This is a genomic window from Fluctibacter halophilus (assembly GCF_020687825.1).
Lineage (GTDB): Bacteria > Pseudomonadota > Gammaproteobacteria > Enterobacterales > Alteromonadaceae > Fluctibacter > Fluctibacter halophilus.
Map to the genome: position 1 here is coordinate 423261 of NZ_JAJEWP010000002.1, position 20090 is coordinate 443350.

A 20090-nucleotide genomic window follows, 5' to 3' on the forward strand; every position below is an offset into this window, starting at 1 on the left:
ATGAGTATGCAATTAAATGACTTAGCCAAACAGCTAAAGAATACTAATAAAAAAGTGCAGTTAATCTATGCCTTTAATGGTTCGGGTAAGACTCGCTTATCGAGAGCATTTAAAGACTTGTTAGCAGCCGATCTAGAATCAGATGAGGCTGATGGCCCGTCTGAATTATCAAAGAAGAACGTTCTTTACTACAACGCGTTTACTGAGGATCTTTTTTATTGGGATAACGATCTGCTTAATGATGAAACCCGAGTGTTAAAAATTCATCCGAACGCATTCACTGATTGGGTTTTTAAAGAACAGGGTCAAGACAGAAATGTGGTCAGCCACTTTCAGCGTTATACCAATCCCAAACTGACCCCTCATTTTAATGAGGAGTACACCTCAGAAGAAAGTGAAGGTAAGCAGAAAATAGTGCCCGCGTTTACCGAGGTGAGATTTTCATTTGAACGAGGGGATAATGAGAGCGAACCCAATATAAAAATCTCGAAGGGTGAAGAGAGTAACTTTGTTTGGAGTGTTTTTTATAGTCTTCTGGAGCAGGTTATTGATGTGCTCAATGTTATTGAGGAAGCAGACCGAGAAACGGATCAGTTTAATCAGCTTAAATATGTTTTTATTGATGATCCCGTAAGCTCTTTGGATGAAAACCATTTGATGCAGCTTGCAGTTGATTTGGCGTCATTAATAAAAAAGAGTACTTCGTCGATTAAGTTTATCGTTTCTACTCATGATACGACCTTCTATAATTTTCTCCATAATGAATTGAAGTCGAAAGCTTGTTACTTATTGGAACGATTGGAAGACAACTCTGTTTCTTTGGTTGAAAAAAATGGCGACTCTAATACAAGTTTTTTCTATCACCTAGATTTAAAGCGGCAACTTGAGGCTGCAATCGAACAAGGTAATGTCCAAAGATATCATTTTACCTTTTTACGAAATCTATACGAAAAGACTTCAAGTTTCTTAGGGTATCCCCGGTGGTCAGAATTGTTACCTGGGGATAGTGAAGAAAATAAAGAAGCGTATCTCAATAGAATAATTCAGTTCTCGAGTCACGATACATTGGCAAATGCTCAGCCTCCTCATTTAAAACCAGAAGAAAAGCAAATTGTTAAGTTTCTTCTAAAGCACCTGGTTGATAACTATAGCTACTGGCAAGAGGTTCAAGAGTATGCCTGAATACACTAAGCCAATTGCCGAGTCGAACAGCTTTATTGTTCTGGATAGGTACAATAAAGATTGGAAAGTAGCCGAGAGCTATCAGAGTGAAGATGCCTTAGAGCGCGAGCTTATTGAGGATTTGCAAAACCAAGGTTATGAGTTTTTACCTGCCTTAAATAACCCTGATGCCATGCTGGCCAATGTGCGTCAGCAACTGCAAACTCTCAATAACGTCCAGTTTGCTGAAGGGGAATGGCTGCGTTTTGTCGAAACTTATCTGGATAAGCCCAGCGACTCCATCCTGGATAAAACCCGCAAGATTCACGATGACTATATTCACGACTTTGTGTTTGATGATGGCAGCATTAAAAACATCTACCTCGTGGATAAAAAGAACATTGCTCGTAACAAAGTACAGGTAATCAAGCAGTTCGAGCAAACCGGTAGCCACGCCAACCGTTACGATGTAACCATTCTGGTCAATGGTTTACCGCTAGTACAGATCGAGCTGAAAAAGCGCGGTGTGGCGATTCGCGAAGCCTTTAACCAAGTGCATCGCTACAGCAAAGAGAGCTTTAACAGTGAGCATTCGCTGTATAAGTACTTGCAGTTATTTGTGATCTCGAATGGTACCGACAGTCGTTATTTTGCCAATACCACCCAGCGCAATAAAAACAGCTTTGACTTCACCATGAACTGGGCGAAGGCGGATAACACGCTTATCAAAGACTTGAAAGACTTTACCGCCACTTTCTTCCAAAAGAATACCCTTCTCAACGTCCTGCTGCATTACTCGGTGTTTGATGTCAGTAACACTTTGCTGGTCATGCGCCCCTACCAGATTGCTGCTACCGAGCGCATATTATGGAAGGTGAAGAGTTCATTTGAAGCGAAGAACTGGAGCTGCCCAGAAAGCGGTGGTTTTATCTGGCACACCACGGGCTCAGGTAAGACCTTAACCAGCTTTAAAGCTGCACGATTGGCAACAGAGTTAGAGTTTATCGATAAGGTATTCTTCGTGGTCGACAGAAAAGACCTCGACTACCAGACCATGAAGGAATATCAGCGCTTTTCGCCTGATAGCGTGAATGGCTCTGATAGTACCGCTGGCTTAAAGCGTAACTTGGATAAAGATGATAATAAGATCGTTGTCACGACCATTCAGAAACTCAACAACCTGATGAAGAGCGAGGGTGATTTACCGATCTATAACAAACAGGTCGTGTTCATTTTTGATGAATGCCACCGCAGCCAGTTTGGTGAAGCTCAGAAAAACTTAAATAAGAAATTCAAACGGTTCTATCAGTTTGGCTTTACGGGTACGCCCATCTTCCCACAAAACGCGTTAGGTGCAGAAACCACGGCTAGCGTATTTGGTCGAGAACTGCATTCTTATGTAATCACCGATGCGATCCGCGATGAAAAGGTGCTCAAGTTCAAGGTGGACTATAACGATGTGCGAGCACAGTTTAAGGCCATTGAAACAGAGCAAGATGAGAAGAAACTCAGTGCGCTTGAAAACAAACAGGCCTTATTGCACCCAGAGCGTATTCGTGAAATCTCCCAGTATGTTCTCAAAAACTTCCGGCAGAAGACACACCGATTGCAGGCTAATGCAAAGGGCTTTAATGCCATGTTTGCCGTGAGCAGTGTAGAAGCGGCTAAGTTATACTATGAATCCCTCAACCAACTGCAAAAAGACTCAGACAAGCCTCTGAAAATCGCCACCATATTTTCTTTTGCTGCAAACGAAGAGCAGGATGCAGTGGGAGATATCCTGGATGAGAGCTTCGATGTCTCAGCGATGAATAGTAGTGCCAAGGAGTTTTTAAATGCGGCAATAGGCGATTACAACGCCTTCTTTAAAACCAACTTCAGTGTCGATAGTAACGGCTTCCAGAACTACTATCGTGATTTAGCCAAACGGGTTAAATCTAAAGAGATCGATCTGTTGATTGTGGTAGGCATGTTCTTAACTGGGTTCGATGCCCCGACACTCAATACCTTATTTGTGGATAAGAATCTGCGTTATCACGGGTTGATGCAGGCCTTTTCGCGCACTAACCGCATTTACGATGCCACCAAAACCTTCGGCAATATTGTCACCTTCCGCGATTTAGAGAGAGCAACGGTAGATGCCATTACCCTGTTTGGGGACAAGAACACCAAGAATGTCGTGCTAGAGAAAAGCTACAAGGAATACATGGAAGGCTTTACTGATGTGGTAACAGGTGAAGCACGACGCGGCTTTATGGACGTAGTGACTGAGTTAGAACAGCGCTTCCCTGATCCTTCGGCTATCGATAAAGAGTCCGACAAGAAAGACTTTGCCAAGCTTTTCGGTGAGTACCTACGTGTAGAGAATGTGCTGCAAAACTATGATGAGTTTGCCACATTGAAAGCCCTTCAAAGCGTGGACATGAGCGACGAAGAAGCCGTTGAAGCGTTTAAGGTAGAGCATTACTTAGATGATGAAAAGCTGGCTGAGTTGCAGACCATACGTCTTCCTGCTGAACGTAAGATTCAAGACTACCGCTCAACATACAACGATGTACGCGATTGGCAGCGCCGACAAAAATCGGCAGACGAGAAGGAAAAGTCTACCATCGACTGGGATGACGTGGTCTTTGAAGTGGATTTGTTGAAGTCTCAAGAGATCAATCTCGATTACATTTTAGAACTGATCTTTGAGCACAACAAAAAGAACAAGAGCAAAGCTGAACTCATTGAAGAAGTTCGCCGCCTGATTCGAGCGAGCCTTGGCAACCGCGCCAAAGAGAGCTTGATAGTAGACTTTATTAACCAAACCAACCTCGATGATATTGGCGATAAGGCCAGTATTATTGATGCCTTCTTCACCTTTGCTCAAGCAGAGCAGCGAAGAGAGGCTAAAGAGTTGATTGAATCCGAAGGTCTCAATGAAGACGCGGCTAAACGTTATATCTCAGCATCATTAAAACGAGAGTATGCCAGTGAAAATGGCACGGCGCTGAATGAGGCTCTTCCTAAAATGAGCCCACTGAACCCTCAGTACAAAACTAAGAAGCAGAGTGTTTTCCAGAAAATTGCTCTATTTGTAGAGAAGTTTAGAGGTGTCGGTGGGAATGTTTGATGGCAGGTAAAGATTTTTTTGTCTGCTAATATTACGAAATAAATTCTTGATATTGTATATGCCATGACCCAACTATTTCCGTAGTTAGGAAATCAAGGGCGTAAAGCCCTTGATGTAAATTCTATTTCGATATTTTCAAGTGAAGCCAGTGCGTTCACACGTTCCAGTGTTCTAGGCTCGCTTCGTACCATTGCGTTAAACACTTCCTTATGAAGGCTACGAAGCTCTGTTGTGCTTTTAGCTGCTAGTTCAAATCTTGTAATCAATCTCATTGTTACCTCCTGTTTTTGGAGGCCGTGACTGCCACGGCCTTTGTGAGGCCGCGTGTTTGTGCAAAGAGACTGATTAAGCACCTTCGGTCGCAATGATATGGAGAAGCTTTACGCTTGCTGATCTATGGGCGCTTTGCGCTAGTGGTAATGCTAAAAGGCAGTGCTGTTTATGGTCTTAGGTCAGGTGGTTACTGATTGATAGAAAGACGCTGGCAGTGCAGAAGCACAGCTGCTTTGAATGGCTTAAGAAGTAAGCGCTGAGCTTGGCTTTAAGAAGCTGATGGCGGGAACACTGGTCGTGTTCGCTTCTTATGGTTTTATTTCCCCTTTTGGGTAGACGTAAAAATATCACATAACTTGGCTCCATCAAGACATCCCCCAGCCTTCCGCGCTTACGCTTGTGCAGGCAGGGTGGTTCCCCCTGTCTGGATTCCGCCAAAACATGTGATTTTACGCTCTCTTCGCTCGCTCCTTTTTCTGAGGTTTTCAACCCCAAAAGGGGATGTGTTTTTAAGATTAAGGAGACAAAGACATGAGCGAAGAAATCAGAATTTATGTGGCGTGTTTGGCAGCTTACAACAACGGCAAGCTTCACGGTGTTTGGATTGATGCGACTGACGATATTGACGACATTCAGGATCAAATTAACGAGATGCTGAAATCTAGTCCTGAAGAGGATGCAGAGGAGTGGGCAATGCATGATTATGAGGGTTATGGTTCTTATAGATTGTCAGAGTATGAAGGTATTCAGAGTGCGCATGAAATCGCGTGTTTCATAGAGGAACACGGAGAAATAGCCGCCGAGTTGCTAAGTCATTTTTTAACGATTGATGAAGCTAAAAAGGCGATGGAGGAAAATTATGCAGGTTGTCATGAAAGCGTAGCCGACTTTGCCGAGGAGCTAACAACCGGTACCACCGAGATTCCCGAAAGCTTAGCGTTCTACATCGACTATGAAAAGATGGGGCGTGATCTGGAGCTGGGCGGCGACATCATCACCATTGAGACGGGATACCGCGAAGTACACATTTTTTGGAATCACTAACAGGAATAGCCTCTGCCACGGCAGGGGCTTAACTGCCCGAACTTTTGGGGTTCAGCGGCCTATGGCCATAAACGCTCATGCTTCGCGTATCTTGTCTCCTGATCTCGCCAAGGCTGAGCCCCAAAAGCCCTTGTCATTCGTGATGACAAGGGGGAATTGAATGTTAGTATTGATATACGTTTTATTTACAAGTACAAAAAACGATCGGACTGATGGTTTTATGAAGTCACGACTTCAGGTGGACGCTATGAACATGGATGAGCTCAATAGATATGGGTGGTGGAGAACTCAAGTAGGAGATTTAGATCGCCTTCAAGACGTAATGGTTGGAATTGGTGAGCGTTTGGGTAAACCCACTGCAAGTAGGAAATCTAAAGGAGTTGTACAGCAGTTGGTTCCTGTGACCAAAAAAGAAGCTTTCCCCAATTCACTAAGTAGCAAGTTTGAAACCGGTCGTTTTCCGCTGCACGTTGATACGGCATATTGGGCAACACCGTGTCGTTATTTAATATTGGGTTGTGTAGATGCGGGAGAAAGTCAAAGGCCGACTAAATTGCTGGATTTTTATTCCCTTAATTTGTCAGACGTAGAGAAGGATCTTTTGTTCAATTCTCCATTTTTAATTCAAAATGGGAGGCGCTCCTTCTATGGGAGCGTTCTATCGCGTGACCGGTCATTTGTTCGGTATGACCCAGGATGCATGGTTCCCGCAAATATGAATTCCCAAAAAATTGATCATATATTGTCTTCTGAAAGGTTAGAAAACGTTTCGCATGAATTGTTTTGGGAGAAAGGAATGGTATTGGTTATTGACAACTGGCGTGTTCTGCATGGCAGAGGGGTTCAGCAAAAAGATGGTAGAGATAGAGAATTATATAGGGTGTTAGTTGCATGACAAAGTTACCAAATCCAGCGCTACAAACCGAGGCGCTATATTCAAAGTCGCAAGTCTATATATCTAAAGGACTTCGAGCAAAATTAGCAAATGATCTTGAAGAGTATCAGCTTTGGGCATCACTAGCGCTAGAGTTATTGGCTAAGTCCTCTTTAAGTCGAGTCCATCCTGCGCTAGTCGCTGACCCTACTCATTATCAGTCGCTTTTTGCTGCTTGTGGTATTTCTGTTTCTCCCGAAATAAAGACAATAACAGCTAAGACCTTATTTTTGAGGCTGAGTCACATTTCAAAATCGTTTGATCTCCGAGTAAGAGAGTTTTGCGAGCAGTTGGCGCTGAGAAGAAATTCAGAAATTCACTCAGGAGAATCACCGTTTTCCGGAATGAAAGCTGAAGCTTGGGAAATGAAATATTGGCATGCGATTGAAGTTATTTTAGAGATGCAAAAAAGGGAGCTCGATGAGTGGCTTGGTGCGGAGGACTCTAAGGCTCCAAAAGAGATTCTTCAGAATGCGGAACGTGCGGTTCAGATGGCGGTACAAACGAGAATTGACCATAAAAGAGAGGATTTTGAAAAATTACATAAAAATAAGGTGAAAAGAGAGGAGTTAATCGAGCAATCAAAAAGCATTAGATATTGGGATCACTGGAAAAAATTTGAATATTCAGTAGATGGTTATGAGTCGAGCAAATGTCCATCGTGTTCTGCTTTTGGAATTTTGGGTGGAGTACTTTGGCATGAAGAAGTATCCGATGAATATGATGAGGATGATCCTTTTACTGAATATGTTGAGAAAACTTTTTCTACGGAAGAGTTTTTGTGCCCTACCTGTGGGCTTCATTTGGCTGGGACTAGAGAACTGTATGTAACTGATCTTCCGGAAGAGTTTTGTCAGACCGAAGAGCGAGAGCGGGAATTTGAGCCTGAGTATGGGAATGATTAGACGTTTTAAGGGACCTCTGAGGGTTTAGATATATTGTTATTTAGGTACTTAAAGTACCCAAAAAAGAAAAAATATAAACTTCTTAATTGATCTGGTTTAAAAAGTGAGTTAGATTGGTACTATGAGTACCGAAAACGAGTCAAAATTAAACCATTTGCTCAGCACTCAGCCTTTGGGCGTCGTGCTTTCTTCGGCATGGCTTGCTGATCAGGGTTACAGCCTTGATTTGCAGAAACGCTATAAGCGTAGCCAGTGGTTTGATTCTATCGGTACAGGAGCCCTGATACGCCATAGCGATCAGGTGGACTATCTGGGCGGCATCTATGCCTTGCAAAGCCAGTTAGGTCTATCTGTGCATCCAGCCGCTAAAACCGCGCTATCCATGCAAGGCAAAGCGCATTATTTGGAGCTGTCTACCAAGGCAGTACAGCTCTTTGGTGGCAAGGATGACAGTTTGCCACTGTGGTTTAAAAAGCGGGATTGGGGTGTCAGCGTGGATTGTAAACTGACATCGTTTCTACCGCCGGAACTTGGCTTGGTAGAAATAGAGCATAAGGGCTTTAAGGTAAAAGTATCCAGCCCCGCACGAGCGGTGATGGAATGCCTTTATCTAGCTCCTAAGTCTCAACCACTTTTGGAAGTGTTTGAGCTAATGGAAGGACTAAATAATTTAAGGCCAGCCAGCGTTCAGAAATTGCTGGAAGGCTGTACTTCCGTGAAGGTAAAACGCCTGTTTGTGTACTTGGCGGATAAGGCAGGCCATGACTGGCTTAGCTATATCAGCCTCGATAAGGTTGATCTGGGTTCAGGCAAGCGTGCCATCGTGAATGACGGTGTTTATGTTTCGAAGTACCAGATAACCGTGCCCAAGGAGCTGGAGGCTGTTCATGAATGAAGCCTATAAAAAGCAGGTCAGGCTTCTTTTGGATGTGCTGCCTGAAGTCGCCAAAGAAGAATGCTTTGCCATGCATGGCGGTACGGCGATCAATCTCTTTGTACGGGATATGCCAAGGCTGTCAGTGGATATCGACTTAACCTATGTCGAGATTGCCGAGCGGAATGAAACGCTTGAAGGCATTAATTCAGCCTTGTTAAGGATTAAAGAACGTATCGAAGCACTGCGTCCATCGATACGGGTTCAACACAAAGATAAGGTTTGTAAGCTGCAACTTGATGAGCATGGCGTGCTGATCAAGATAGAAGTGAATATGGTCGGGCGGGGTTTGCTAGGCGAGCCCAACAAAGCGCCCCTTTGTGAAGCTGCTCAAGAGCAGTTCGATGCCTTTTGCGCTATGCCGCTGGTGCCGTTGGCACAGTTATATGGCGGCAAATTATGTGCAGCCTTAGATAGGCAGCACCCAAGAGATTTATTTGATGTAAAGCTCTTGTTTGAAAATGAAGGGCTGGAAAACGAAGGCTTTACGGACGAGATCAAGCAAGGATTTATTCTAGGGCTGGTGAGTAGTAATCGCCCGACCCATGAAATGCTTGATCCACATTTACTGGATCAGCGCACGGCTTTTGAAAATCAGTTCGAAGGCATGACGACGATTGAGTTTAGTTACGATGATTATGAGGCAACAAGGCTTCAACTTATCGAAACAGTAAAAGCCAGTTTGAGCGGTGACGATAAAGCCTTTTTATTGAGCTTGAATGGTCTAGTGCCAGACTGGTCGATTTACGATTATCAGAGTTTTCCATCGGTGAAATGGAAGCTTCTGAACTTGGAGAAATTCAAGAAAGATAATCCAGAGGCTTATCAGCAACAACTGAGTGAGCTGGAAAGTGTTCTGGAGCAGTAATTTATAGCGCAGTTGTTTATTGATAAAATAACGCGTTTTTCGCCCCCAATTGGGGAAATTTACGAATGGGTACAAAATTAGGTACAAAGTAGGAATTATTCGGTATGGCTGATAGCAATTTTGTCAATGAAATCAATAAGCGACGCACGTTTGCTATCATCTCGCACCCGGATGCCGGTAAAACCACCATCACCGAGAAAGTGTTGTTGTTCGGAAACGCCCTGCAGGTCGCCGGTACGGTGAAAGGCAAGAAGTCCGGTCAACATGCCAAATCCGACTGGATGGAAATGGAAAAAGAGCGGGGCATCTCTGTGACCACATCGGTCATGCAGTTCCCCTATCAGGATCATCTGGTCAATCTGCTCGACACCCCGGGACACGAAGACTTTTCTGAAGATACCTACCGTACTCTGACGGCAGTTGATTCCTGCCTGATGGTGATTGACTCGGCCAAAGGTGTCGAGGCGCGTACCATCAAACTGATGGAAGTTACCCGTCTGCGAGACACCCCAATTATCACCTTCATGAACAAGCTTGACCGGGATATCCGCGATCCCATCGAGTTGCTGGATGAAGTGGAAGAGGTGCTCAATATTAAATGCGCACCGATCACCTGGCCGATTGGCATGGGTAAAGAATTCAAAGGGGTTTATCACTTGCTGCGTGATGAAACCATCCTGTACGCCACCGGCCAGGGACATACCATCCAGGACAGCCGGATTATCAAAGGCCTGGACAATCCCGAGTTGGATGACGCAATTGGCAGCTATGCCGATGAATTGCGCGATATGCTGGAGCTGGTGCAGGGCGCTTCCCACGAATTCGATCAGGACGCCTTCCTGGCCGGTGAACTGACGCCGGTCTTTTTCGGCACCGCATTGGGTAACTTTGGCGTGGACCATATGCTCGATGGGCTGGTGAAATGGGCGCCCAAGCCGCAGGGACGGGAAAGTGATGCCCGTTTTGTCGGCGCTGATGAAACCAAGTTCAGCGGCTTTGTGTTTAAGATCCAGGCCAATATGGATCCCAAGCACCGTGACCGTATCGCGTTTTGCCGCATTGTGTCGGGCAAATACGAGAAGGGTATGAAAATGCGCCATACCCGAATTGGTAAAGACGTGCGGATATCCGATGCGCTGACATTTCTGGCCGGTGACCGGGCACTGCTTGAAGAAGCTTACGCCGGCGACATCATCGGCTTACACAATCACGGCTCTATTCAGATCGGTGACACCTTCAGCGCTGGCGAGGATTTCCGTTTCACCGGTATTCCGAATTTTGCCCCGGAGCTGTTTAAACGTATCCGTCTGAAAGATCCGCTCAAAATGAAACAACTGCAGAAAGGCCTGATCCAGCTGTCTGAAGAAGGCGCGGTGCAGGTTTTCCGTCCGTTGATCAACAATGATCTGATTGTCGGTGCGGTCGGTGTCCTGCAGTTTGACGTGGTGGTTGCGCGCCTCAAAGCGGAATACAACGTTGACGCCATTTACGAGCATGTCAATGTTGCGACGGCGCGCTGGGTGTCTTGTGACGATGCGCGCAAACTGGACGAGTTTCGCCGCAAAGCCGAAGTCAACCTGGCGCTGGATGGCGGCGACAACCTGACCTACATTGCACCGACCATGGTAAACCTGCAATTGTCGCAGGAACGTTATCCGGATATCGTGTTCCACACGACCCGTGAACACTGATCAACTTATTGACTGAAAGACACGAAAACAATGAACATTCATGCATTATTGACCGAACGATTTCGTGCTGCCGCAGTGGCAGTGGGGGCCCCAGAAGACGCGCCGGTTCCGCTGAGCCGAAGCACCCGCCCGGAGTTCGGTGAATACCAGTTTAACGGTGCCATGGCGCTGGCCAAATCGTTAAAGAAGAATCCCCGTGAGATAGCCAACCAGATCGTAGAAGCGGTCGATTTGGACGGGATTGTTGATAAGTTAGAGATTGCCGGCCCCGGATTTATCAATGTGCACCTGGATGCCAACTGGCTGGCAGGTCAATTGAGCATTGCCAGTCAGGATGAGCGTTTGGGCATTGCCCCGGAATCCCCCCACACCGTGGTGGTGGATTATTCTTCTCCTAACCTGGCCAAAGAGATGCACGTCGGTCACCTGCGCAGCACCATTATCGGCGATGCGGTGGTCAAAGCCCTTGAGTTTATGGGCCACAAGGTGATCCGCCAGAATCACATGGGCGATTGGGGCACTCAGTTCGGCATGCTACTGGCCCACCTGAGCGACAAATTACAGGCCAACGAAGTGGCCGAAACGGCCCTGTCGGATTTGGAAACCTTTTACCGCGAGGCTAAAATTCGCTTCGACGAAGAGCAGGGCTTTGCCGACCGCGCACGTGAATACGTGGTGAAACTGCAAAGCGGTGATGCACAGTGTCTGACCCTGTGGCAGCAATTTATCGATGTGTCGGTGACGCACAGCGAAGAAGTGTATGACAAGCTGAATGTTACGCTGACCCGCGACGACATCATGGGTGAAAGTGCATATAACCATGACCTGGCTGCCGTTGTTGCTGATCTCAAGCAACAGGGGATTGCGGTAGAAGATCAGGGCGCACAGGTGGTGTTTTTGGAAGAGCTGGCCGACAAAGAAGGCAAGCCCGCCGTGTACATCATTCAGAAGTCCGGCGGCGGCTACTTGTACGCCACCACGGATTTGGCCGCTATCCGCTACCGTTGTCAGACCCTGGGCGCAGACCGCACGTTGATTTTCACCGATGCCCGTCAGGCGCTGCACTTCAAGCAAACTGAGATGGTGGCACGCAAAGCGGGCTTTATTCAGCCACAGCAAACCTATGAGCATTGTCCGTTCGGGATGATGCTGGGCAGTGACGGTAAACCGTTTAAAACCCGTACTGGCGGAACGGTAAAACTGGCTGACCTGCTGGATGAAGCGGTCGAGCGCGCCCATGCATTGTTGGCCGCCAGAGACAGCGACCTGAGTGAACAGGAACGCAAAGACATTGCTGCCAAGGTAGGGATCGGTGCGGTGAAATATGCCGACCTGAGTAAAAACCGTACCACGGACTATGTGTTCAACTGGGACACCATGCTGGCCTTCGAGGGCAATACCGCCCCTTACTTACAGTATGCCTACACCCGGGTTAAAAGTGTGTTCCGCAAAGCGGGCCTGAACGTGGATGACGTAGCCGCGCCAATCCGCCTGGAGGCGGCGCAGGAACGTGCCCTGGCGATCAAACTGTTGCAATACGTTGAAGCGATTAATCAGGTCACTGCAGAAGCAACACCCCATGTGTTGTGTGTCTATTTGTATGAACTGGCCAGTTTGTTCATGAGCTTCTACGAAGCCTGTCCTATCCTGAAACCGGGTATCGACGAAGCCGTGCGTGACAGTCGCTTGATGTTGGCCGCGCTGACGGCTCGCACCTTGAAGTCTGGTCTGGATTTGCTCGGCATTGCCAGCATGGAAAAAATGTAAGCCAGCTGTGCAGAAAAAAAAGCGCCATTTGGCGCTTTTTTTGTGTTTATGTCCCAGCGGTTCAGACTTTAAAACTGCTCAAGTTACTGTTCAGCGCGTCCAGTAGCGACAGATTCCGGGAATTGTGGCTGGAGGTTTCGCTGGCCCCTTTGGCCGTATTCTCGGCGTTTTGTTTGATGGTCAGCAAGCTACGATTAACGTCGTCCACCACAATTGACTGTTGCTCAGCCGCCGCGGCGATTTGGGTTGCCAAATCCGCAATGCTGTCGGCAGATTGAATGGCTTGTTGCAGTGCATTGACGGCGATTTCACTTTGTGATTCACAGGCCTGGGACTGTTCAGTTGTTCCTTGCATGCTTTTTACCGCCTTCTGGGCCTGGGATTGCAACGATTCCACCAGGTGTTCAATATCCACCGTGGAAGTTTGGGTCCGTTGCGCCAGTGTGCGTACCTCATCGGCAACCACGGCGAAACCTCGACCGCTTTCTCCAGCGCGGGCTGCCTCAATGGCGGCATTCAGGGCCAGCAGGTTGGTCTGTTCGGCAATTTCACGAATGGTGTCAAGCACCATGCCGATACGGGTGGACTCCTCCATCAGTTGACCGACAACTTTCGCCGCAGCATCCATGTCACCGGTCATATCATGCACCACTGTCTGGGTTTTGCGCGCCGCTTCCTGGCAGTGGGCAATCTGATTTTTCATCTCATCGGTCAGTTCTGAAGCGCGCGCTGTACTGCGAGCCACATCACTGATGGTACTGTTCATCTCGGTGACAGCCGACGCGACCTGATCAGTTTCCTGATGCAGATGCTCGGCAGCCTGCTCATTGGACTGGACGATTTTTGACGATTGATGGGTGGCATTGCGCAAAGAGTTGGCCTGTTCACTGGTTTGTGACACCAGTGAGCGCAACACGCCCAGGAACTGGTTAAAGGCCCGGGCGACCTTGCCGGTTTCGTCGCGGGCCGATTCATCCAACGTTACCCGCAGATCGCCATCGCCGCTGGCCACTTCCTGTAACCGTTGTACCAGGTAATTGATCGGCGTCGTGATGGAGCGTGAGATGAATAGGGGGGCCAACAGGGCGAAGACAAGGGTCACAAAGAACACGCCGTACAACAGGGCAATGGCGTCCAGTTCAGCCTGTTCCGCATGTTGGGCTGCCAGCAAGGTAAAGCGTTGGATTTCTGATGTTGCTTCAATCAATAGGGTGTGATTATTGTCTTCCAGGGTATGACGTTGTTTCAGCAAGCTTGTGTAGGAGGCATTGTTGTCCAGTGTATCGCGGATTTGGGTGATGAGAGTTGCTCCTCGCTCAATGTTGCCTTGCACCGTGTTAAGGATGCCTTGCATATCGCCAAGCACTTCTGATAAATCCTGTTGAATATCCTTGCCCTGTGCTTGCTTGATAAACTGTCGGGTTGTGTCGATTTGTGCCAGCGTTTCAGTCACGGAGTTGTTGATGGGTGCTATGTCCAACTGCGTTGACTGCCCGCTGGCTACCTCAAGGAGGCCGCGCTCCAGCATCAGGGCGGTTTCTGACTGGGCGCGGGTAATGGCCGACAGTTTCTGGCTGAGGGGCACATCGTATTCCGCAATCGAAGTGATTTTTTTGCCGATGGCAGACATTTGTGCGATGGCGATGCCCCCGACCAGCATCAATAACAGTAATTCAATGATGCCAAGGGAGTAGACCCGTTGGGCAATGTTCATGCGTTTAATCATAAGTACCTGCTCGTTGCGAATGATGGCTCTCGTGTCCTGGTTAGAAAGCGTAGGTAAATGCTATCCCTGCAACGTACGCGGTGTCGCCGTCGATAACATCAACCGCCAGTGTTGGTGCGACGCCGAATTGATCAAAGTGAAAGTCGTAATTACCGCTGATGCGGTAGAGGGTTTCCGAATGGGGATGTCCGCCACCGACCCGTTCCTCGCCCACGCCGACGCCAAAACGCCAGTGCTGATCAGGGTGGTAGAATGCGCTGGCCAGCGCGACCGTCACACCATCATGGTGATGAGCATCCGGGGTACGCTCGTAAACCGCGCCCATGCCCCATTGAGGGTTGATTCGATACTCATATTCAATGCCAAATGTGCTGTTGGTTTCGCTATCAAAATGGGTGGCGCCAGCAAAAACGCCGAGCACATGCCGGGCAGTTTGGGCGGAAACGGAAAAGGTAAGTAGTGGCAATGCTGCCAGAGAAAAAATCAGTGAGCTTCGTAGACGTCTTTTTCTGTTTGTGTAGGTCAAACGGATCCCCTGTACATAAAACAGTCTAACCAGTGTAGACACAAAATTGCACAAATGACCAGTCTTTGCATAAACCGTAGACAGCGAATATCAATCGTTCGGGTTCAGCGGCGGTGACCATCAGTGGGAATGCCGTGTGATTTTAATACCGGCAACGCCTCTTCACAGAGTTTCTGCACCGAAGGCCGTTGCAGGCAACGCTGAATGTAGTCACTCAGATGGGGAAAGTCGATGAACGGGTATACCCAGCGGGCGTAAAGCAGCGGCGGAATCGCGGCACAATCCGCCAGGGTGAAGGTATCGCCGGTGATCCACGGATGCAACGACAGACTCAGGTTCAGCTGTTCAAAACGACAGTCAATGTTGTATTGCAGTGATGCTTTTTGTTTGTCACCGAGAGGTTTGCCCAGCTTGGCAAACAGCAAGGTTACCATTGGATCATTGAGGTACAGATCGCTGAGTCGGTCTGACAAGCGCACGGTCAGTTGCAGGTCAGGGTCGGTCGGCAACAGGGGATGGCCGGTGGATGAATGGGTATCGATGTATTCAAGGATCACGCTCGATTCCGGCAGTACACACGTTTCATCCACCTCCAGTACCGGTATTTTGCCCAGCGGATAGCGCTGGCGGAACGCGTCATGGGCGTTGCTGTCCATCACGTTGACGTTCACCTTGTCCACCCGCACATGCTTTTCAGTTAATCCCAGCAACACCTTCTGTGAATAGGTCGATATGGGGTAATAATAAAGCTTCATAGTGACCCTCCCGTCTTTGATCCGGACAAGCCATGTTTACGCTTAAGCATAGCTAACATTGGCGCTGGACGGGACATTTGCTAACCGTAGCGACAAGTCCAATATGTGATGAGGTTTGGAGTGACGCAAATTTGCGTCTAATCGTGATTGTATTTGCTCGATGAATGGGTAACAATTTACGCCACTCCAACCTTGTAACGCGACACACGAGTGCGAGTTAAACCATAGGACGACTCTTTTTTGTCTTGGATGAAGCAGTTCCTGTATTTGAGTGATGTCCAACACCCTGATGATAGTGTTGAAACCTGGCGCATTAGCGTGCTGCGTATCATCTTGCTGTCGGGCTTTTTGCTGTGTTTGTGGATCGTTGTGCACAGCAGCTATCAGGCCATCACGGTTAATTTGTATCACGTCATTGTTCTGTGTGTCAGTTTCTACGCGGTGATGGGGCTATTGCTGTGGGCCAGCCGGCGACACTACAGTATTGCTGCATATGGCTTGTTGGTGACCATTCTGGCAGCCGGGGTGTGCATTAACCTGTTTGCCATTTCCGGCTATCTGCACATGTTCGGCGCCCTCATCTGGTATGCAACCCCGTTGGTGGCGCTATTGTTGCTGGGCACCCGTGCGGCATTGGGCTTTGCGCTTCTCAACATCCTGGCGTTTATGGCACTGCTCGCTAAGCTCGATCTCAGTCAGTACAGCGGTATAGAACGGGAACTGCCCGATGCCAACCTGTATATTCAGGCGCTGGTGTTCATGTTTTTCAATGGCTGTCTGCCCCTGGCAGCGGCGCGTACCATCAGCGCTGCCAATAAACTCAGTGAACAACGACGCCTTAATATCCAGATGCTGACGGAGCAAAATGCCCTGTATCAGTCCCTTTTCCTACAAACGGCTGCTGCGCAATTGATTGTGGACGAAAATGAGCGTTTAGTGGACATCAATGCCAGGGCAATTAACGTCCTGGAACTCGATGCCAAACCTGTCGATGGCACTCCCTTGTCTGATCTCCTGCTGCACGTCAATGTGCGAAACCATGCCGATGGTCGGTTGGCAAGTATCGAATGCGCTCATCGTCACTACGAAGTGGCCAGTACCGCGATGCAGGCAGAAGGCCATTACCTGCTGACCCTGAATGACATCAGTGCCAAGAAGCACCTTCGGGTGGCCTTGCAGCATCACGACCAGGCCGAGAAACGGGCTCGCTTTATTGATGGCGCATCGGGATTGCACAACCGCGCCTGGTTGCAACGTGGGTTACAGGAATGGCAACCGGCCCCTGGCGGGCGGGGGAAGCTGCTGGCGGTAAACGTGCGCAATCATGGTTACCTCGAACAGCGGTTTGGCCAGCGCTACTATCTTGATGTACTGCGACTGGTGGCAAACAATCTGCAGCAATTGTTAGCAACTGTGGGGATGTCGCAACCCGTGTGCTTACTCAATCACCGCGTACTGGGTGTTTTGTGTGACGGTGACCAGATTGCGCAGCAACGGGTGTTTGAACAATTGGCCGACGTGTCGCTGAGCACCGGTGTTGATACCCCTCAGGGGCGTGCGTTGCCGGATTTACGCTTGGGGGTTGCCACAGTGTTACCGTCGACGCAGAGCCGTGAGCAGGTGATAGATAACGCCATATACGCCGCGGAGCACGGTGTGGCGTTTTGCAATGATTTCACCCCGGAACACCGGGAGGCATTTTTGCAGCAACAGGAGATTACCCTGTTGCTGAGCGAAGCGATCGATGAGCAGGAGTTGGGGCTGGCGTTTCAACCCAAGGTCACCGGGCAGGGCTCTGTGATTGGCATGGAAGCTTTGCTGCGCTGGCGCTCAGCGGTGTTGGGCAATGTCTCCCCTGCGATGTTTATTCCCATGGCAGAGCAGGCCAACCTGATCCAGCGCATTACCTTGTACGTGATTGAGCAGGTGTGCAAACACCAGCAGCGCTGGCAAGCTCAGGGGTATAGCCCGGTGCCCGTAGCGGTGAATATTTCTGCGTTGGACCTGGATCAACCGACCTTTGTAACCCAGTTAACCCAAATGCTGCAACGCTACGCCGTCAGGCCCCAACAGGTAGTGATTGAACTGACCGAGTCGGCTGCTTCGATTGACCCTGATGCCACCCTTCAGGGCGTTCGCACCTTGCGAGAATGGGGGTTTTACGTGGCGCTGGATGATTTTGGTGCCGGGTATTCGGGGCTGGCCAAGCTGACCCATCTGCCAGTGGATGAAATCAAGATTGATCGTCACTTTGTGACCGATATTGAATCCAATCACCGCAAGCAACAGGTGCTGGGTGCGATCTATGCGATGTGTGAATCCCTTGGTATCCACGCGCTGGTGGAAGGTATCGAACGGGATGAACAGTTTCATTTGTTGGCGAGCTTAGGGTACGATCTGTTTCAGGGCTTTGGTTTTAGCAGGCCGCTCAGTATTGATGCGGTTGATCGCTGGTATGCCAATGGGCAACCGGCACTGTCGCTGCAAACCGAAATGAACCGTGAACCCACCTGCGAGATGGATTAACCATCCCGGTGGTCGCACCCCCAATGATTCAACAACAGGATGACAGCATGGTAAAAATTCTCGCATTTGCAGGCAGTGGCCGCAAAGACTCGGTAAACAAAAAAGTGGTACAGGTTGCGGCTCAAGGGGCGAAAGAAGCCGGTGCTGAAGTTACCTTTGTGGAGTTGGAGTCTTTTGACATGCCGATCTTCACGGAAGACCTTGAAGCTGAAAAGGGCATGCATGCCGGTGGTCAACAATTCAAGGAATTGCTGATGTCACACGATGGTTTTTTGATCGCGTCACCGGAATATAACAGCTCTTACAGTGCGTTGTTTAAAAACGCCATCGACTGGGCGTCACGTAAAGTCGGCGATGAAAAACCCCTGCAGGCCTACAAAGGCAAAGTTGCCGGTATCATGGCGGCGTCGCCCGGTGCTCTGGGCGGCATGCGGGTGCTGGTGACACTGCGCATGTTGATGGAAAACCTGGGTACACTGGTCTTGCCCACACAAAAAGCAGTGGGTAATGCGTTTTCTCTGTTCGATGAACAGGGTAACTGCACCGATGAGAAAACCGAAAAGGCGTTGAAAGCGATTGGCCGCCAGGTGGCAGAAACCTGTCAGAAACTGAAAGACTGATACCGACGGTGCTATCGGGCACCTGGTAATAACTTATGCAGCCCCGCCCTTTGGTGGGGCTGTTTTTTATCACCAAAATTGGGTAAAATCCGCCCCCTTTGCAATCCAGTGATGAACGTCTAATTATGTTTGAAATCAACCCTGTACAAAATACCCTGGCTGATGTCCGTGAGCGCAGTGAACTGCTTCGGGGGTATCTTTGACTACGCTGTCAAAGTAGAGCGTCTCGAAGAAGTCAATCGCGAGCTGGAAAACCCTGCTGTCTGGAACGAACCTGAGCGCGCACAGGGGCTTGGCAAAGAGAAAGTTGCCCTGGAAGCTGTAGTGCATACCCTTGAGCAGTTGTCTCAAGGCGCTGATGACGTTGAAGGATTGCTGGAACTGGCCGTCGAAGCTGAGGATCAGGACACCTTCGATGAAGCGGTACAGGAATTGAACGAACTGGTGACTAAACTGGAGGAACTTGAGTTCCGCCGCATGTTTTCCGGGCCTAACGATGAAAATGATTGTTATCTGGATATCCAGGCTGGCTCGGGTGGTACCGAAGCTCAGGACTGGGCCAACATGTTGCTGCGGATGTACCTGCGTTGGGGCGAAGAACATGGGTTCAAGACCGAGCTGATTGAAGTATCAGACGGTGATGTTGCCGGCATCAAGAGTGCCACCATTCGATTTGGCGGGGAGTATGCGTTTGGCTGGTTACGCACCGAAACCGGTGTACACCGACTGGTGCGTAAGTCTCCGTTTGATTCGGGAAATCGCCGTCATACCTCGTTTGCATCGGCGTTCGTCTATCCTGAAATCAACGATGACATTGAGATTGACATCAATCCGGCGGATCTGCGCATTGATACGTACCGGGCGTCGGGTGCCGGTGGACAGCACGTTAACCGAACCGATTCAGCGGTACGGATTACCCACTTGCCGACCAACATTGTGGTGCAGTGTCAGAATGACCGCTCACAGCACAAGAACAAAGATCAAGCCATGAAGCAGCTGAAGGCCAAGCTGTATGAGTTTGAAATGCAGAAACAGAATGAAGAAAAACAGGCCATGGAAGAAAGCAAATCTGATATCGGTTGGGGCAGCCAGATCCGCTCCTATGTGCTGGACGACTCACGTATCAAAGATTTGCGTACCGGGGTAGAGACCCGCAACACCCAAGCCGTTCTGGATGGCGGTTTGGATGCCTTTATCCAGGCCAGCCTGAAATCCGGCCTGTAATTTTTGCCGACGCACTTTATT

General features: G+C 48.8%; 16 protein-coding genes. 12 read left to right on the forward strand and 4 right to left on the reverse strand.

Translation table 11 applies throughout. The features are described 5' to 3' along the window. Both LJ739_RS10685 and LJ739_RS10690 read left to right on the forward strand, forming a co-directional pair. On the forward strand, nucleotides 1-1182 hold the full coding sequence (locus tag LJ739_RS10685; protein WP_229160311.1) for an AAA family ATPase: 1182 nt from the start codon (nucleotides 1-3) through the stop codon (nucleotides 1180-1182). Beyond that, nucleotides 1175-4276: an HsdR family type I site-specific deoxyribonuclease gene (locus tag LJ739_RS10690; protein ID WP_229160314.1), complete on the forward strand. Its 3102-nt coding sequence runs from the start codon at nucleotides 1175-1177 to the stop codon at nucleotides 4274-4276. The genes LJ739_RS10685 and LJ739_RS10690 overlap by 8 nt, the downstream gene beginning before the upstream one ends. A 92-nt stretch (nucleotides 4277-4368) precedes the next feature. Here the strand turns inward: LJ739_RS10690 and LJ739_RS10695 are convergent, their stop codons facing one another. Beyond that, a complete protein-coding gene (locus LJ739_RS10695; protein ID WP_229160316.1) occupies nucleotides 4369-4548 on the reverse strand; it encodes a hypothetical protein in 180 nt (59 codons plus the stop codon). A gap of 532 nt (nucleotides 4549-5080) precedes the next feature. On the opposite strand from LJ739_RS10695, the gene LJ739_RS10700 reads away from it, so the two are divergent. The 7 genes from LJ739_RS10700 to argS all read left to right on the forward strand — a co-directional run bounded on the left by LJ739_RS10700 (nucleotide 5081) and on the right by argS (nucleotide 12692). After that, on the forward strand, nucleotides 5081-5593 hold the full coding sequence (locus tag LJ739_RS10700) for an antirestriction protein ArdA (RefSeq protein ID WP_229160318.1): 513 nt from the start codon (nucleotides 5081-5083) through the stop codon (nucleotides 5591-5593). Between the two features lie 160 nt (nucleotides 5594-5753). Further along, nucleotides 5754-6488 (forward strand): TauD/TfdA family dioxygenase, encoded by a 735-nt coding sequence (locus tag LJ739_RS10705; protein WP_229160320.1) that lies wholly within the window; start codon nucleotides 5754-5756, stop codon nucleotides 6486-6488. Further along, nucleotides 6485-7432 (forward strand): hypothetical protein, encoded by a 948-nt coding sequence (locus LJ739_RS10710; protein ID WP_229160322.1) that lies wholly within the window; start codon nucleotides 6485-6487, stop codon nucleotides 7430-7432. The genes LJ739_RS10705 and LJ739_RS10710 overlap by 4 nt, the downstream gene beginning before the upstream one ends. Nucleotides 7433-7553: 121 nt before the next feature. Further along, on the forward strand, nucleotides 7554-8327 hold the full coding sequence (locus LJ739_RS10715; protein WP_229160324.1) for a type IV toxin-antitoxin system AbiEi family antitoxin: 774 nt from the start codon (nucleotides 7554-7556) through the stop codon (nucleotides 8325-8327). Beyond that, nucleotides 8320-9234, forward strand: coding sequence for a nucleotidyl transferase AbiEii/AbiGii toxin family protein (locus LJ739_RS10720; RefSeq protein ID WP_229160326.1), 915 nt, complete (start codon nucleotides 8320-8322; stop codon nucleotides 9232-9234). Before LJ739_RS10715 ends, LJ739_RS10720 begins: the two co-directional genes overlap by 8 nt. A gap of 104 nt (nucleotides 9235-9338) precedes the next feature. Beyond that, complete coding sequence (prfC, locus tag LJ739_RS10725) at nucleotides 9339-10925, forward strand: peptide chain release factor 3 (protein ID WP_229160328.1); 1587 nt, start codon at nucleotides 9339-9341, stop codon at nucleotides 10923-10925. Between the two features lie 30 nt (nucleotides 10926-10955). Next, nucleotides 10956-12692: an arginine--tRNA ligase gene (argS, locus tag LJ739_RS10730; protein ID WP_229160330.1), complete on the forward strand. Its 1737-nt coding sequence runs from the start codon at nucleotides 10956-10958 to the stop codon at nucleotides 12690-12692. 61 nt (nucleotides 12693-12753) lie between these two features. Here argS and LJ739_RS10735 read toward each other — a convergent pair whose 3' ends face one another. The 3 genes from LJ739_RS10735 to LJ739_RS10745 form a co-directional block, all read right to left on the reverse strand. Beyond that, nucleotides 12754-14418, reverse strand: a complete 1665-nt coding sequence (locus tag LJ739_RS10735) for a methyl-accepting chemotaxis protein (RefSeq protein ID WP_229160332.1) — start codon at nucleotides 14416-14418, stop codon at nucleotides 12754-12756. Between the two features lie 40 nt (nucleotides 14419-14458). Further along, nucleotides 14459-14944 (reverse strand): porin family protein, encoded by a 486-nt coding sequence (locus LJ739_RS10740; protein WP_229160334.1) that lies wholly within the window; start codon nucleotides 14942-14944, stop codon nucleotides 14459-14461. Between the two features lie 104 nt (nucleotides 14945-15048). Continuing rightward, nucleotides 15049-15699, reverse strand: coding sequence for a glutathione S-transferase family protein (locus LJ739_RS10745; RefSeq protein WP_229160336.1), 651 nt, complete (start codon nucleotides 15697-15699; stop codon nucleotides 15049-15051). Between the two features lie 249 nt (nucleotides 15700-15948). Here LJ739_RS10745 and LJ739_RS10750 point away from each other — a divergent pair, with 249 nt between their 5' ends. From LJ739_RS10750 to prfB, 3 genes are all read left to right on the forward strand, one after another. After that, nucleotides 15949-18225: an EAL domain-containing protein gene (locus LJ739_RS10750; protein WP_229160686.1), complete on the forward strand. Its 2277-nt coding sequence runs from the start codon at nucleotides 15949-15951 to the stop codon at nucleotides 18223-18225. A gap of 47 nt (nucleotides 18226-18272) precedes the next feature. Next, complete coding sequence (locus LJ739_RS10755; protein ID WP_229160338.1) at nucleotides 18273-18845, forward strand: NADPH-dependent FMN reductase; 573 nt, start codon at nucleotides 18273-18275, stop codon at nucleotides 18843-18845. A gap of 125 nt (nucleotides 18846-18970) precedes the next feature. Further along, a protein-coding gene (gene prfB / locus LJ739_RS10760) for a peptide chain release factor 2 (RefSeq protein ID WP_229160339.1) occupies nucleotides 18971-20069 on the forward strand; the annotation gives its coding sequence in 2 pieces (ribosomal slippage) (nucleotides 18971-19045 and nucleotides 19047-20069; 1098 coding nt in all). Nucleotides 20070-20090: the final 21 nt, after the last annotated feature.